Source organism: Providencia rettgeri (assembly GCF_023205015.1).
In the GTDB taxonomy this organism is placed as follows: domain Bacteria; phylum Pseudomonadota; class Gammaproteobacteria; order Enterobacterales; family Enterobacteriaceae; genus Providencia; species Providencia rettgeri_E.
Genome location: NZ_CP096258.1, coordinates 3,259,785 through 3,275,456, shown reverse-complemented (window position 1 = coordinate 3,275,456; position 15,672 = coordinate 3,259,785). Strand labels below are relative to the sequence as shown.

14 protein-coding genes, 1 tRNA gene and 1 pseudogene are annotated in these 15,672 nt (G+C 39.9%); 8 read left to right on the top strand and 8 right to left on the bottom strand.

Translation table 11 applies throughout. From position 1 onward, the window contains the following. Positions 1-210: 210 nt before the first annotated feature. Positions 211-1,599, top strand: a complete 1,389-nt coding sequence (gene cysS, locus M0M83_RS14955; protein WP_248466849.1) for a cysteine--tRNA ligase — start codon at positions 211-213, stop codon at positions 1,597-1,599. Between the two features lie 309 nt (positions 1,600-1,908). Then, the gene (locus tag M0M83_RS14950; RefSeq protein WP_248466847.1) at positions 1,909-2,679 is read left to right on the top strand and encodes a hypothetical protein; all 771 of its coding nucleotides are present in this window, start codon (positions 1,909-1,911) and stop codon (positions 2,677-2,679) included. 81 nt (positions 2,680-2,760) lie between these two features. On the opposite strand, the gene fruA is transcribed toward M0M83_RS14950, so the two are convergent. The 5 genes from fruA to folD all read right to left on the bottom strand — a co-directional run bounded on the left by fruA (position 2,761) and on the right by folD (position 8,089). Next, on the bottom strand, positions 2,761-4,455 hold the full coding sequence (gene fruA / locus M0M83_RS14945; RefSeq protein ID WP_248466846.1) for a PTS fructose transporter subunit IIBC: 1,695 nt from the start codon (positions 4,453-4,455) through the stop codon (positions 2,761-2,763). An 11-nt stretch (positions 4,456-4,466) separates the two neighbouring features. Further along, positions 4,467-5,411: a 1-phosphofructokinase gene (gene fruK / locus M0M83_RS14940; RefSeq protein WP_125891534.1), complete on the bottom strand. Its 945-nt coding sequence runs from the start codon at positions 5,409-5,411 to the stop codon at positions 4,467-4,469. Beyond that, positions 5,408-6,568, bottom strand: coding sequence for a fused PTS fructose transporter subunit IIA/HPr protein (gene fruB / locus M0M83_RS14935; RefSeq protein WP_248466844.1), 1,161 nt, complete (start codon positions 6,566-6,568; stop codon positions 5,408-5,410). Before fruB ends, fruK begins: the two co-directional genes overlap by 4 nt. 432 nt (positions 6,569-7,000) lie before the next feature. Then, entirely contained in the window at positions 7,001-7,213 is a 213-nt protein-coding gene (gene ybcJ / locus M0M83_RS14930) for a ribosome-associated protein YbcJ (protein WP_004260239.1), read from the bottom strand. A gap of 18 nt (positions 7,214-7,231) precedes the next feature. After that, positions 7,232-8,089, bottom strand: a complete 858-nt coding sequence (folD, locus tag M0M83_RS14925; protein ID WP_248466843.1) for a bifunctional methylenetetrahydrofolate dehydrogenase/methenyltetrahydrofolate cyclohydrolase FolD — start codon at positions 8,087-8,089, stop codon at positions 7,232-7,234. A 187-nt stretch (positions 8,090-8,276) separates the two neighbouring features. Between folD and M0M83_RS14920 the strand changes: the two genes are divergently transcribed. Further along, a tRNA-Arg gene (locus tag M0M83_RS14920) sits at positions 8,277-8,353 on the top strand. A 48-nt stretch (positions 8,354-8,401) separates the two neighbouring features. On the opposite strand, the pseudogene M0M83_RS14915 reads toward M0M83_RS14920, so the two are convergent. After that, positions 8,402-8,628: pseudogene (locus M0M83_RS14915) on the bottom strand (integrase); the annotation flags it as partial. 363 nt (positions 8,629-8,991) lie between these two features. Between M0M83_RS14915 and M0M83_RS14910 the strand changes: the two are divergent. Further along, complete coding sequence (locus M0M83_RS14910) at positions 8,992-9,330, top strand: hypothetical protein (RefSeq protein ID WP_248466842.1); 339 nt, start codon at positions 8,992-8,994, stop codon at positions 9,328-9,330. A gap of 210 nt (positions 9,331-9,540) precedes the next feature. Here M0M83_RS14910 and M0M83_RS14905 read toward each other — a convergent pair whose 3' ends face one another. Then, a complete protein-coding gene (locus M0M83_RS14905; protein WP_248466841.1) occupies positions 9,541-10,029 on the bottom strand; it encodes an isochorismatase family protein in 489 nt (162 codons plus the stop codon). 354 nt (positions 10,030-10,383) lie between these two features. Here M0M83_RS14905 and M0M83_RS14900 point away from each other — a divergent pair, with 354 nt between their 5' ends. The 4 genes from M0M83_RS14900 to M0M83_RS14885 all read left to right on the top strand — a co-directional run bounded on the left by M0M83_RS14900 (position 10,384) and on the right by M0M83_RS14885 (position 14,165). Then, on the top strand, positions 10,384-10,779 hold the full coding sequence (locus M0M83_RS14900) for a GNAT family N-acetyltransferase (protein WP_248466840.1): 396 nt from the start codon (positions 10,384-10,386) through the stop codon (positions 10,777-10,779). Between the two features lie 343 nt (positions 10,780-11,122). Next, positions 11,123-11,458 (top strand): metalloregulator ArsR/SmtB family transcription factor, encoded by a 336-nt coding sequence (locus M0M83_RS14895; protein WP_213914137.1) that lies wholly within the window; start codon positions 11,123-11,125, stop codon positions 11,456-11,458. Between the two features lie 128 nt (positions 11,459-11,586). Then, positions 11,587-12,882, top strand: coding sequence for an arsenic transporter (locus tag M0M83_RS14890; protein ID WP_248468457.1), 1,296 nt, complete (start codon positions 11,587-11,589; stop codon positions 12,880-12,882). Positions 12,883-13,187: 305 nt separating this feature from the next. Further along, positions 13,188-14,165, top strand: coding sequence for a LysR substrate-binding domain-containing protein (locus M0M83_RS14885; RefSeq protein ID WP_213914139.1), 978 nt, complete (start codon positions 13,188-13,190; stop codon positions 14,163-14,165). 80 nt (positions 14,166-14,245) lie between these two features. On the opposite strand, the gene M0M83_RS14880 is transcribed toward M0M83_RS14885, so the two are convergent. Then, positions 14,246-15,424 (bottom strand): M20 metallopeptidase family protein, encoded by a 1,179-nt coding sequence (locus tag M0M83_RS14880; protein WP_125891525.1) that lies wholly within the window; start codon positions 15,422-15,424, stop codon positions 14,246-14,248. Between the last annotated feature and the right edge of the window lie 248 nt (positions 15,425-15,672).

Below are 15,672 nucleotides of genomic sequence, written 5' to 3'. Positions count from 1 at the left end.
CACGTTTATATCACAGATAAAACCTGACTTGAAGCGGAAGGAAGCTTAGTCGGCAGTTTTATAGCATAATAGATGTGTATTAAACCCAATGAACAAACTGAAAAGGAAGCGGGGTAAACCCTTGCATTCTTAAGATGATCGGGGTTCAATAACATGATATTTTATCGGTAAAAATCGATAATCATTTTTCAAATAAATGGAAAAGTTCAGATGCTACAAATTTTTAATACACTAAGTCGTCAAAAAGAAGAGTTTAAGCCCATCCACGCAGGGAAGATTGGGATGTATGTGTGTGGCATCACTATCTACGACTTGTGTCATATCGGTCATGGCCGTACATTTGTGGCGTTTGATGCAATTAGCCGTTATTTACGTTATTTGGGTTACGACTTAAATTATGTACGCAACGTGACTGATATTGACGATAAAATCATTAAACGTGCAGCAGAAAATAATGAAAGTGTAGAAGAGCTTACTACGCGCATGTTGGCAGAAATGCATAAAGATTTTGATGCATTGAATATTTTGCGTCCAGATAGCGAACCACGAGCAACTCGTCATATTGATGAAATTATTGAATTAACTCAAAGCTTGATTGCACGTGGTCATGCTTATGTCGCGACGAATGGCGATGTGATGTTTGAGGTGAAAACCGATCCAAACTATGGCCAGTTATCACGTCAAGACTTAGAACAGCTACAAGCGGGAGCTCGAGTTGAAGTGGCTGATGTAAAACGCAATCCGATGGATTTCGTCTTATGGAAAATGTCTAAAGAGGGGGAGCCGAGCTGGGAGTCCCCGTGGGGCTTAGGCCGCCCTGGATGGCACATTGAATGTTCGGCTATGAACAGTAAAACGTTAGGTAACCATTTTGATATTCACGGTGGCGGCTCTGATTTAATGTTCCCTCACCATGAAAATGAAATTGCTCAATCGACCTGTGCCCATGATGGCCCTTATGTGAATTATTGGATGCATTCAGGAATGGTGATGGTCGATAGAGAAAAAATGTCTAAATCTCTCAATAACTTCTTTACTATTCGTGATGTGCTTGAGTATTACGATGCAGAAACGGTGCGTTATTTTCTGTTGTCAGGCCATTACCGCAGCCAACTTAATTACACAGAAGAGAACTTGAAACAGGCACGTACTGCGCTTGAGCGCATGTACACGGCATTACGTGGTACAGATAAGTCAGCCGTACCAGCAGGTGGAGATGAGTTTAAAGCACGTTTCATTGAAGCGATGAATGATGACTTTAATACACCTGAAGCCTATTCGGTATTATTTGACATGGTACGTGAAGTTAACCGCCTGAAATCAGAAGATATGTCAGCAGCAAATGGTATGGCTGCACAATTGCGTGAGTTAGCAAGCGTGCTGGGTTTACTAGAACAAGACCCAGAAGTCTTTTTAAAAGGCGGCGCACAAACTGAAGATGATGCGGAAGTGGCAAAAATTGAGGCATTAATTCAACAACGTCTAGATGCACGTAAGAATAAAGATTGGGCGCAAGCGGATGCGGCTCGTGATGAACTTACTGCCATGGGGGTTGTGCTGGAAGATGGTGCATCTGGCACTACGTGGCGTCGCAAATAATACGCGTCATATTTCGCGCTGTGGCGGTGTTGTCATCACTTGGCTATTTGGGTCACATACTTTTGTATGCTCTCCAAGTTATTCGCGTTCGGTGCCAAGCCACAACTCGAACTATTTAGCGTATTAATATTAGTCATATTTCGAATGCTAATTGAGTTAAAAAAGTTATAAAGATAAAAGCGGTTAGATATAGATATCTAGCCGCTTTTATTTGGATGGCTAAATTTGAAAGACATGATTATTCACTTATAAAATAATCGTTGTTAATAAAGCATAGTTTAAATTAACAACAATAATATAGGGGGGATTATGTCTAAAGAGGTTAATACAATTAACGCGAACTTTAATTTTTTTCGAGTGCACGATAGTAAAAGAGGAAATAAAGTATATGACACTATTAGATTAATAAATAGCACTAATGTTAAGAGGCCTAGTAATACGCATAAATTAAAAAATCGTTTATATAATTGGTTTAGCACATTAATTAGAGTAATTAAAAATACAGATAAAACAGTGAATGTAGAAACCCGAGTAAAACCAAGTTCTAGGAATATGGTCAAAAAATTTGAGATTGGGGAAATACGTTCTCAGGGAACCATAAATGCGAATACTGTTGTTGAAAAAACGCCAGTGAATATAGCGCATCTAACAAAACATTTCGATGAATTACTCACTAATGCACCAGATGTTTTACTCGTCTTAGCGTCAGATAATAGTTTTTTGGAGAATAATGTTCCTCGATATTTTAGTCATCCCAAAATTAAGCAATATGGCGAATATATAGTTTCCTCTTTTCCTTGTGCTTTATCTGAAAATAAATTGGGTTATCTTGATATTGATAACCGTACAGTATGTATTGCTAAAAATGGAAAATCAGTTTCTATGAGAGTTGTACATGTCACAAACTGGTCTGAAATGGTAATTGAAAAAAATGATTGGTATGAGTTATCCAATTACGCGGATAAAGTCGGGGATGAAAAAGCTAAGATTAGAGCAAAATCAGAGTTATATCAATCTCATAACGGTGTTTCTCTACTTCATTTTAATGATGAATATGCGGCAAATCTCATAGGGACGTGATTAAATGGATAAAAAATCCCCCAGTTAAGGGGGAAGTAAGACTACCAACAGGGACTAGGAATGGAACTTAAAGTTGTGTGATTAAGCGATACTCGCCATTGCTTGTTGGGCATCTTTAGGCGTTGCTTTTTTGACAATGGCATAAAGCACACCTGAAACCACCGTACCAGCCACTATCGCGAATAAATACATCAATACATGATTAATAGCTCCGGGTATTAACAGCACAAATAAACCACCGTGAGGTGCCATTAACTGAATACCAAAGTACATGGATAGCGCCCCTGTTATTGCGCCACCAATAATGCAAACAGGAAGAACGCGAATCGGGTCTTTGGCCGCAAATGGGATTGCACCTTCTGAAATAAAACATAAACCGAGAACAAAAGAGGCTTTACCCGCTTCGCGTTCAGCAGGAACAAATTTATGTCGTGCTAATAGGGTTGCAACGCCCATTGCCAGAGGTGGCACCATTCCTGCCGCCATAATTGCTGCCATTGGTGCATAGGTTTGTGAACTTAATAGACCGACACCAAAGGCATATGCCGCTTTATTGACTGGGCCTCCCATATCCGTACACATCATCGCACCTAGAATTGCGCCTAAGATCACTGCATTGGTGGTTCCCATGGTATTTAACCAGTGAGTTAGCCAATCCATTAACCAAGCTACAGGGTGGCCAATGACATAGATCATCGCTAAACCTGTAAATAAAGTGGAAATGAGCGGTACGATTAGAATTGGCTTTAACGCTTCCATCGTTTGCGGCAATTTTAGTCGGGTACTAATAAAGTGAGCACTATAACCGGCAAGGAAACCGGAAATGATACCACCCAAAAATCCAGCACCTAAAGTGGTCGCAAGTACCCCACCGACCAAACCTGGGGTTAGCCCCGTTCTGTCAGCAATGGAATAGGCGATATAACCGGATAACACGGGCACCATCAGCGCAAGCGCGGTTTGTCCGCCAATTAGGCTAAGCGCCCAAGCTAGAGAGCCTTCTACATTGGATGCATCTAAGCCAAATGCAAATGAAAGCGCAGTACACAACCCTCCAGCGACAACCATCGGGAGCATGTATGATACCCCAGTGAGTAAGTGCTTATAGACTCCACGTTTCTCATTAGATCCACTTGATTGCGATAATTTTTTTCCGCTTTGAGGTGTGAATGTAATGGCCTCTTTTATTGCTTTATCTAATTCTTGTGCTGTTTTCTTCAATGCAGCACTGGTGGAGGTGCGGTACATGGGTTTCCCTGCAAACTTATCCACATTGACTTCGATATCGGCTGCGACAATGACTAAGTCGGCTTGTGCTATTTCTTCTGGCGTAATTTCATTTCCAACCCCGACAGAGCCGCGGGTTTCGACTTTGATATTCCAGCCGCGTTTTTTTGCTTCAGCTTCAAGTGCTTCTGCAGACATATAGGTGTGCGCAACCCCTGTCGGGCAAGCGGTAACGGCTAATACAGAGTAAGATTTTGTATGCTGTGGCTGGGTGATTTTCTGCTCACAAAGTGTCGCTTCGTTAATTGCAGATGCCAGAAATTCAGCGGGTTGTCTCACTGCGATATCGGGGTGACCGAAATAGATTTTTTTATCTGTGCAATTAAAGTTTTCAGGCAACTGAGTATCAAAACAAATCACGATATCAGCATCAGTAAGTTGTTCAGTGAAAGTGATATTTTGTGAGGCAGATACATTTTTTAAGGCATCAATAGCTAGCCAACAAATTGCAGGGCCTTGCTGGTGGCTTGGTGCGACTAATATTTTCATGACTTTCATCCTCATTCAGCCGTAAATGGTTGTAAGTCAACCTTCGTCATCATATGCGCAAGTTGTGCTCGGTCTGTGATACCGACATTGGGTTGAGAGACTGCAAGTGCAGAAACCGCGGTAGCTAAGCGTAGTGTGTGATCACTTGTTTGTCTCATCATTAGCCCGTAAATTAATCCGCCTACCATTGAATCCCCTGCACCAACGGTGCTGATAACCTCACACTCAGGTGGTTTAGCAAACCAAGCGCCGGAGGAGTTGACCCACATAGCGCCTTTTTCGCCTAAAGAGACCACCACATGGGCAATACCTTGTTGTCGAAGTTGATTTGCAGCATTTACGATATCTTGCTGGGTAGGGAGAGGTTTTCCTGCCCAAATTTCAAGCTCACGGTGATTCGGTTTTACTAACCAAGGAGACGCTTTGAGCCCAGCGACAAAGGCCTCGCGGCTACTATCAAAAATGACACACATACATTGTTCTCTAAGGCGTAACATCCAATGCGTAAAATCATTTAAATCAACACCCTGAGGTAAACTGCCACTGACGCAAATCATATCGAACTGACCCGCCCAGCTTAATGAATCGGTGACGAAGCGTTGCCAATCCGCTTTGGTGACACTGAATCCTGAAAAATTAAAATCGGTAACAGCTCCCGTATGCTCTGTTAGTTTGACATTGATACGAGTACGACCTTCGACGACTTGAAAGCGGTTAGCAATCCCGGTTTCACTGAATGCTTTTTGGAAGCCATCTTGGTTTTCCTTACCCAAAAAACCACCAACAGTGACATCAATCCCTAAATTTTTAAGCACCTTAGCCACATTTATGCCTTTTCCAGCGGCATGAAGACCCGCCGTTTTGACTAAGTTCACATCACCGCGATGAATATCAGGTAATAACCCAACCAAATCGTAGGCAGGGTTTAACGTGATCGTTGCGACTCTTCTGCTCATGCGACTTTTTCTCCAAGTCCTGAATTGATTGCCTCACCAATGGTAGCAATGGCTTCTTGTGCATCTACACCTTCTGCGTGAATACGTAAGCGATGCCCACATTTAGCGCCTAAGCTGACAATTTTCATTAAGCTTCGACCATTTACGGGAGTCGCAGTACCATCAAGATTACTGACTGTAATCTTGCTTTCGAATTGCTTAATGGCGGTGACTAATAGTGTGCTAGGTCGCGTATGTAACCCATGTGGGTTAAGAATGGTGAAGTCCTGAGTCATGCCAGATGTATTTGTGTTCAATGATTCGCTTTCTGCGTGTGAGTCATCAGGGCGCAATAAATTAATTAGTTTGTTAACGTTATTATTTTCAAGAATGCGATTCGCTTCTTTATTTTTCAATAAATTGCTTATTTTTAGTAACAAAGTCTCTATTTGATAATTAGCGTAAGAGAGTGTAATTAGGACGTTGACAGGGTTACCTTGAAAGTTAAATGATCTTTTTACTGTCGATAGCGCAATCGCATTCTGAATATTTCCGATAGGGCTATCACTTAACCAAATACCTTGACCTAAATATGATGGTGTTTGAGTAAGAACTTGGGTAATAAAGTCGGTACTAATAGCTTCGGCGTTTTGTAGGCTAATAATATTCTGTATTTTCAATGTATTTATATTATCAACCTGAGCACTTACCGTGACCATGGAGTCATCAAATTTTACTGGCTGAATTGTGCGCTCACCCATTAGAAGTTGCTTTAAGGTTTCGGCTGTGTCAGCTTTAGCCATTGCATCAGCGGTGTGTTCATCACTGATTATGTGGGTTAATTGGCGAAGCAATTCGAGATGCTCATTTGATTGAGCGGCAATGCCAATAACAATATAAGCTGTTTGGTTATCACCCCAATCAATACCATCAGGAAATTGAAAGACAGCAAAACCTGTTTTCAATACCTGATCTCGCGTTTCTGTTGTCCCGTGTGGAATAGCAATACCATTTCCTAAAAAGGTAGGAGCTTGGTTTTCTCGGTTAAGCATTCCTTGCACATAACCGCTTTTTGCATAACCTGCATTTTCTAAGGCATTGGCAACCTGTTCTATTGCATTTTTTTTATCAGATGCAGCAGCTGCAAGGTGAATATCGCTTATTGGTAAGTTAAACATAATTTCTCCTGATTATTATTCATAGCCGGATCAGCCAGAAGACCTGCAAGCGGATCTGATTACTTGTTAATCATGTTATCGTTAACAATACTAGCTGAATCGTTTAGTCTTGTCTATGCAATTAAGGTGTGAAATACAAAAAATGAGAGCTAAGTTAAATTTTTTAAGGGCGTGATTTGTCTGTTTTATGACAAAGCTGAAGTGAGTGCTGAAATGTTTTTTTTATATAAAACAATAAATTGATTTTTTATATGCCTAGTTATTTAAATGCTTATTGCAGTGAAAAATGGCCAAAGAAAAAATCTATCTGAAACCTAAAAAGCGTTTTATCGTTCTTAGCGTAAATATTGTTGCTGTAAAGAAAAGGCGGAGAGAGGGCATTGCTGACTTTAGAAAGAGGTAGGCTGAAATTTTTCAGCCTACCTAAAGGTATTATTCTACAACTTTAATCTTTTCACTGCCCATTGAAACGATTTTACCCGCGACAATTTTACAGCGCTTGCGTGTTTCGACCACGCCATCAACTTCAACTAAGCCATCTGCAATCATAGCTTTTGCCATTGCACCGCTTTCAGCCCAGCCTTCAATTTTTAGCAAATCACACAGTTCTACGTGTGGGTGCCCATTTAAATTGAATATATCCATGAAAACTCCAAAATTACATTAAATATCGTGGTACTCTTCACATGCCTGAAGGGTGTTTTGAATTAAAGTCGCAACGGTCATTGGGCCAACACCACCAGGAACCGGGGTTATCCAAGCGGCGTTTTTCGCAGCTTCGTCAAAATCGACATCTCCTGTGACTTTTCCGCTCTCTAAACGGTTGATGCCGACATCGACCACAATTGCCCCTGGTTTAATCCATTCTCCAGGAATAAAATTAGGTTTCCCCACAGCGACGACGACTAAATCAGCATGGCGAACGTGGTGCTCTAAATCTTTAGTAAAGCGGTGGGTTACTGTTGTGGTGCAGCCTGCTAGCAGAAGCTCTAGGCTCATTGGACGACCAACAATGTTCGATGCACCAATAATTACAGCATTTAAACCATAGGTGTTGATACCACAACGTTCAAGTAGCGTAACAATCCCTTTTGGGGTGCATGGGCGAAGGCGTGGTGCACGTTGGCACAGGCGGCCGACATTGTATGGATGAAACCCATCAACGTCTTTGTCTGGGTGAATACGCTCAATGATTTTGACGTTATCAATCCCCGCAGGTAATGGAAGTTGAACTAAAATGCCATCAATTTCAGGGTCTTGGTTTAAATCATCAATTAACTTGAGTAATTCAGCTTCTGTCGTTGTGTCCGGTAAATCATAAGAACGCGAAATAAAACCGACTTCTTCACAAGCACGGCGTTTACTGCCGACATAGATTTGTGAAGCAGGGTTAGCACCGACTAAAATAACGGCAAGGCCGGGAGCACGTTTTCCTTGTTCTAAACGTAATTGTACTTTTTGGGCAACTTCTTGCCTAATTGTCTGCGCAATCGTTTTCCCATCAATAATTTTTGCTAACATCTGTAACTTAATCCATATATGAGACACAGTAATGACTCTATTTTGTCAGAAGTTAACGCCCTTGTCAGTTCAAACTGTTACATAAAATGAGCATATAGTTATTTTAGTAGCGAAAAGCCATTGACTCAGCGCTCAGCAACCGTATAATTCAACGCCATCAGCCAGATAGGCTGCCTGCATTATCAATGCGCCCTTAGCTCAGTTGGATAGAGCAACGGCCTTCTAAGCCGTAGGTCACAGGTTCGAATCCTGTAGGGCGTACCATTAATTTTCAATCACTTACCATCACTTAAAATTCTCCACTTTTCCTAACTAGGACGTATTTGGGACGCAAGTGCCGAAAATAGTATCTATTTGCTTCGCGTGTTCAGTTAAATGATTAGGCGCTAAGTGAGCATATCTTCTGACCATTTCTATGCTTTCCCATCCACCCATTTCTTGAAGAACTGAAAGCGGAAGTTTTCTATTCCTGCTCTTTTTAATCCTGCATACCAAGCGTTATTATCATCAACTCTTATTTTCCATACTGCTGGGGGTATTGCTGGTTATTGCCTGAATCTGTATCTATCCTAGTATTTGTTTTCTATACAACTGGAGGGGGGATATGCGTAATTGGCTTGGGTATTTAATATATTTCTCTATTATCTTCGCTATAGCAAAATGCACTATGACTATAGCTCCAAATGCCAGCATTCCAGGATAATGTTTTATCAATGAAAAATGGAGATTTTCAATGAAACCATGGGATCCTTGGGTTGGGATGACGGTGTTAGTCGTAATCATATTTCTAATAACGCATTGCACTTTGGTTATGTTTTCAGGCTATGTGCCGCCAACTAATTAACTTCAATTTGTACTCCCGCTAAGCTAACATTACTGAAACTAATTGACGGGATGGTGAGATGAAAGGATACATAGTTGCTAGCTTGCTAATGATTGCTTGCTCTGGCTTTTATGCACATTCTAGTTATGGTATTGACCCATTAGTAGCAGATGGAAAAAGGTCTAATTATGGTGATTGGGATTTTATTTATGCTGAAAAAATGAACTATGACTTATGTGAGCTATCAGTAAAGGCTATTTATACATCTGGCGCAATCGATCATAAATTGACATCAATAACTCATTTCGAAAACGCGCACACGTTAATAACACAGACACCAAAAAATGTAGTTAGGATTGATTGCAACGGACATGGTGGAAATATAATGATATTGACCGCTGATTATATTGTTCAATAGTTAATCTAGCATTAAGAGACTCTGAAATTAGAGACTCGTCACTGGCTGGCAATACTCTAATAATGCTCATGAGATAAAAGTAACCACAATACAAATAAGCATTGCGATACCTGCAGGACAATTTGGTCCTCTGAATAAATATCAATGAGTTACCTCAAAGATAATAGAAAAAGCTACGAGTACGTAGCCTTGGTGTGTATTTATAGTAATTTAGATAACATTCGTTATTCTAGATAAGCCCCTCAGTGCTACAGCATGGACTACAGGTGAGACGCTTGTACAGCAGTTACCTAATACTGATAATTTATATTTTTTTGCTTGTTCAGAAATAGCAGTAAATAGGACGCAATTTTGAGTCATCATCCCGCATAATTCGATATGGTTAATATTATGGGTTATAAGCAAGTCATTGAGATTTGTTTCATCGAAGGAATTACCATGCTTTTTAGTCACAATCAAATGACCTGGAGATAAGTTAGTGAGCTTAGAAACAAGTTCACAACCATCTGTTGTTTCATCAAAAAAAGCGGCTCCTTGTGGTGATAAGTGTTGAATAAAAATCACAATATCACCAGTTCTTTCATACTCTGAAATTTTATTGGATATATGCTCCAAAGTAGTATCAATATTCCATAAGGGAAACCGACCATCAGAAAGATAGTCATTTTGTGCGTCAATAACAATTAATGCCTTGTCCATAATACCTCATTAATTTAAGTTAAGTTCTATTTGAATATGAAATAGGATGATAGAAATTACAATAATTTTTTAGTGTTAAATATCAATTATAATCGGCAAGATTACAGCAAGGGTTAAGCCAATAACGGTGAGGTTACGCTAAGATTTAAAGAGGTCACAGTGACAGTTAGTAATAAAAATTCTGTTAACTTATTGTGTAATGACAACCCCTATTGAGACTCAAGTATGATTATACGCTGCTATAGTGACAAAATAAGCGATAACAAAATAGATGAGCTGACCAATTTATTGTATAGATGTGTCCTTGGTGGGGCTAGTGTTGGGTATACTGACGCAAAAGCTCAAATAGGGGATATGAGAAATTATTGGGTTGGTGTTAATCACTCTTTATCAACAAATAGTTTTAAGCTTATCTCAGTAGAGGTAGACAATAAAATTGTTGGTGTCGTTGGGCTTGAGCTATGTATAAAACCAAATGGTAAACATCGAGGTGAAATTTGTAAGTTATTGGTGGTACCTGATTACAGGCGCAAAGGGCTAGCAAGGAGACTAATGCTAGCGGCTGAGCAAATAGCATGGGAAACAGGATTGACGCTTTTAACATTAGATACAAATACCAAAGGAATAACAGTTAGCTTATATAGCGCTTTAGGATGGCAGGTTAGCGGTGAAATCCCTGAGTTCGCTCAATCAGTTAATGGTGCTCTTGAATCAACGACGATTATGTTCAAGTTAAAGCCTGAAAGATAAAGTTTAAATAATATTGATTAATAGCTGGTTCAATTTGAAATCGCATTAGTGTTAATTTACGGTTCCGTTTGAACGGAGGCAGTGAAAAATACAGGTATGCTACGGGTAGGATTATTTTTTTGTCAGCCTTTCATCACCGGCAATAGAATTATCAGATGATGATATTCTTGCAATATTGGCGGCTTTGCGAAAGCTGAAGCTTTAACTCTTCTTCGTTCAACAGGCGTCTACTGATATTAAGTCATATTTGAGGTATACGGCACTATCGCGCTAAATATAATATATACGTTTTGACACATGTGTCTTTTGGGTGTAACTTAAAGAAAAGACTAAAGAGGTACACATGGAACCACTACAGCTGTTTAAAATTTTAGGTGACCAAACAAGGCTTGATATCGTGCTGCTTTTGAAAGCAGCTGGTGAACTGTGTGTGTGTGATATTTATACGGCTTTAAATCTATCACAACCAAAGACATCTCGACATCTAGCAATGCTTAGGGAATCGGGTCTTTTGCTCGATTCAAAACAGGGTAAATGGGTTCATTATCGATTATCTCCGATATTACTACCGTGGGTGAAAAGTGTCATTGATGTCACTTATGCCACAGAGAAAAATAGAGTTGCAGATTTGCTTAACAGCCTAGAGACAAAAGAACCTGCTGGCCGTTGTGCAGTATAAAATTTTTTAAGTCAATATATATGAATATTCATATATATTGGCATGGGAATGAGCAAAGTTAATTGGGTCGGTTAATTAGCCAATTTATTTCAGGAAGGTATATCTATACCCTTGTTCATGAGGTCGTTATGTTGATTGCTGCATTAATTTTTATTTTAACGATTACGTTTGTTATTTGGCAGCCTAAAGGGTTGGGTATTGGTTGGAGTGCAACAATAGGGGCAATATTAGCCCTGATCTTTGGTGTGATCAGTTTTCAAGACATCCCGATTGTTTGGAACATTGTTTGGAATGCCACGGCGACATTTGTTGCCGTCATTATCATTAGCCTACTTTTAGATGAAAGTGGTTTCTTTGAATGGGCTGCATTACATGTTGCCAAATGGGGTGGGGGTAAAGGAAAACTGTTATTCAGTTATATTGTGTTACTTGGAGCAACGGTAGCGGCCTTATTTGCCAATGATGGTGCAGCATTGATATTAACGCCCATTGTGATTGCGATGTTATTGGCACTTGGTTTCAATAAAGGCACGACATTAGCCTTTGTCATGGCTGCCGGGTTTATCGCAGATACAGCGAGCTTGCCGCTGATTGTTTCGAACCTCGTGAATATCGTTTCTGCGGACTTCTTTAATATTGGTTTTACAGAATATGCATCAATTATGGTGCCAGTGGATTTTGCAGCAATTATTGCAACATTAGCGATGCTGCATTGGTTTTTCCGTAAAGATATTCCTAAACAATATGATGTTACCAAACTGAGTGAGCCCGCCTTAGTCATTAAGGACATGACAACGTTTAAAGCAGGTTGGCTGGTATTAGTGCTGTTGCTTATCGGTTTTTTTGTCTTAGAACCATTAGGTATTCCAGTGAGTGCAATTGCGGCTATTGGCGCTTTAATTCTTTGGGTGATTGCAGCCAGAGGCCATACGATTAATACCAAAAAAGTATTACGTGGAGCACCGTGGCAAATCGTCATTTTCTCTTTAGGAATGTATTTGGTTGTTTATGGTTTAAGAAATGCAGGGTTAACCGATTATCTTTCTGAAACGCTGAATTACCTTGCCGATAAAGGGTTATGGGTAGCAACTCTAGGCACTGGATTTATCACTGCATTGTTATCATCAATAATGAATAACATGCCAACGGTATTAATTGGTGCTCTCTCTATTGAAGGCAGTCAAGCAACAGGAGTTATTCAACAAGCGATGGTTTATGCGAATGTGATTGGGGCTGATTTGGGGCCAAAAATTACGCCAATTGGCAGTTTGGCGACATTGCTGTGGCTACATGTTTTATCACAAAAGAACATGACCATTACATGGGGATATTATTTCAAAACAGGGATTATCATGACACTCCCTGTACTCATTGTCACACTCGTTGCTTTAGTGCTTCGACTATCATTATTTCATTTAGGGTAAGCCAAATGAATGAAATCACTGTTTATCGCAATTCTGACAGTGAAACTTCACGCAGCCCCCTTGCCATGATCCGCAATGGGGTGTTGAGATCAGTAGTTTTATCGCGCTGAATATTATAGGTTCTTGTAGAATATTTATTTTATGATTTATGTTTTGGACTGTTTTTACTAGGGAATAAACCACAGTGTACTTATTGCTAATCAGTTCGTTATGGTATAATTCCTGCACAGAATAACCAAGATGTTAAATCTTGGACTGTGCTTGTATCTCTATTTTTAGTCCATTATACATTGGATAATCCAGCAATGAACATTAGTCAGCTTAAAAGCTTTGTTGAAGTGGTAAAAAGTGATTTTAATATCACGAATGCGGCTGAAAAACTGTATACCTCTCAGCCAACGGTAAGTAAGCAACTTAAAATATTGGAAGATGAGCTGAACGTTTCATTATTCAATCGGAAAAATAATAACCTATTGTCGCTGAGCCCGATTGGTGAAAAAGTTCATCATGTCGCGTGTGATATTCTTGCACAATTCGATAAAATAAAAAGTATTGTTTCTCATGAAGATACGACGATAAAACAGAACCTGCATATTGCAACAACCCACACTCAGATCCGTTATAAATTACCGCAAGTGATTGAGCGTTTTAACGCACGTTACCCCAATATTTCTTTGCATTTTCACCAAGGCGCGCCTGCTCAGATAGCAGAGATGGTGAATAATGGCGATGTGGATTTTGCCATTGCGACTGAGTCTATGCACCTTTATGATGATTTATTGGTAATGCCTTGTTATCAATGGTCTCGCAGTATTATTGTTCCTCATGACCACCCATTGGCTCAATGTGAACAGCTTAGGATTGAAGACCTTGCAGGCTACCCGCTAATTACCTATGTATTTGGTTTTACAGGGCATTCAAAGCTCGATCAAGTCTTTTATCAACATAAATTAACGCCAAATGTTGTTTTAACTGCGGTAGATACTGAAATCATTAAATACTATGTGAAACGTGGTGCTGGGGTAGGTATTATTTCAACGGTTGCTTTTGACCCAGAGGAAGATAGTGAAGCATTATGTTGTATTGATATTAGCCACTTAGTCAAGCCAAGTTATACACATGTTTGTATTAATCGGCACATGCATTTAAAAGATTATATGTATGATTTTATCTCTCATTACGCTCCCCATCTTGATTTGAATTATATACATCAGCCAAATCAATGGGTACCTACAGAACAAAGTGAGAAAGATAGGTTATATAGAGAATTGCCTGAGCTATGACTTATCTGCGGATGATTAAGAAAAAAGCCGAGTAATGGAGTTTACTCGGCTTTAATATTACTGTGTGTATTATATTTATTCTAACGAGTGGCGATATTAATAAAGATTTGAGCGCCAATCAGCAAGCAATCGTCATCAACAAAATACGGGTTTGCGTGTAAGTAATTATTAATCCCTTTTGCTTGATTACCACTTCCTAAAAAGTACATGGCACCGAGTTTATCTTTAGTGGCATTGATCATATAACTGAAATCTTCACTTCCTGTCATCGGCTTACCGTTTGAATCAATATGCTCAAGTGGTAAAAAGGCGGCTGCAGCATCATAAATGACTTTGGCCGCTTGCGGGTGATTGACGACAGCGGGATAACCGCTGGCTTCCAATGTGGTTTTAAACCCACCAGCTTCACTGCGAGCTACAATTTCATTGAAACTTGCCTTTAATATTTTGTCTGTTTCTTCATCCATTGAACGGATAGTTCCGCGTGCTTGAACATGGTCAGCTAGCGCATTTGGGATCGTTCCGCCATTAATCATGCCACAACCAAATACAGCGGGACTGAAAGGATCGGTTTTTTTGGCAACAATGTAGTCCATATAATCAATGATACGTGTTGCTTCGCGGATAGCATCTAACCCTTTATGAGGGGTTGAGCCGTGAGCCGACACACCATGGACATCTAGTGTCCATGCTGAACCGTATGAGGACATAACTCCTGAATTGAATTTAATATAACCCGTTTCAAAGGCCGCATCATTGTGTAACCCGTAAACTTCGTCGACGCCTTCCATACACCCCATTTCGACCATTTTGTTAGCGCCCGGTACTCGCATGTCCTCTTCCGCCATTTGGAAGATAAAACGGACGTTATGGGTGAGTTCAGAACGGTTTTCACTGAGGTATTTCGCTGCGGTTAAGGCGATGGTCATGTGGGTATCATGGCCACAGTTATGGGCGCAACCTTCATGGACAGAACTGTGTTCATTGCAGGTTAAATCAGGCATTTCAAGGCCATCGATATCAGTACGATAGGCAATTAAGCGCTTGGTTGGGTCGACAATCAATTCAGCGGTAAAACCTGTGTAGCCTTCGAATAAACGAATGTTATAGCCAAAGCTTTCCATCAATTCACGGCAATATTGTGAGGTTTTGAATTCTAGCCCAGACAATTCGGGGATTTTATGTAAATCCTGACGTGTTTTTTTGCTAAATGTTTCTAAAGCAAAGAGTTTTTCACTGATATTGTATTTGTTGGTCATTACGTTTTATCCCGTATACAAAAAGCGTTTTTAATGCTGTTAAAGGGCCCCTGGTGTGAGCATAGAATAATGAACAGCGCGCTCATTTAATTTATGTGTATTTTAAAAATTAGATTCAGAAATAGGATGATGTCTACTTCTACTCGTTATTTTTTATCTATCAATTTATAAGATTAATTTTAACGTGGATATTAAAAAAGTGAGCGTGACGGAGATCGTATTTATATCATATCAGTATTGCATGGCTC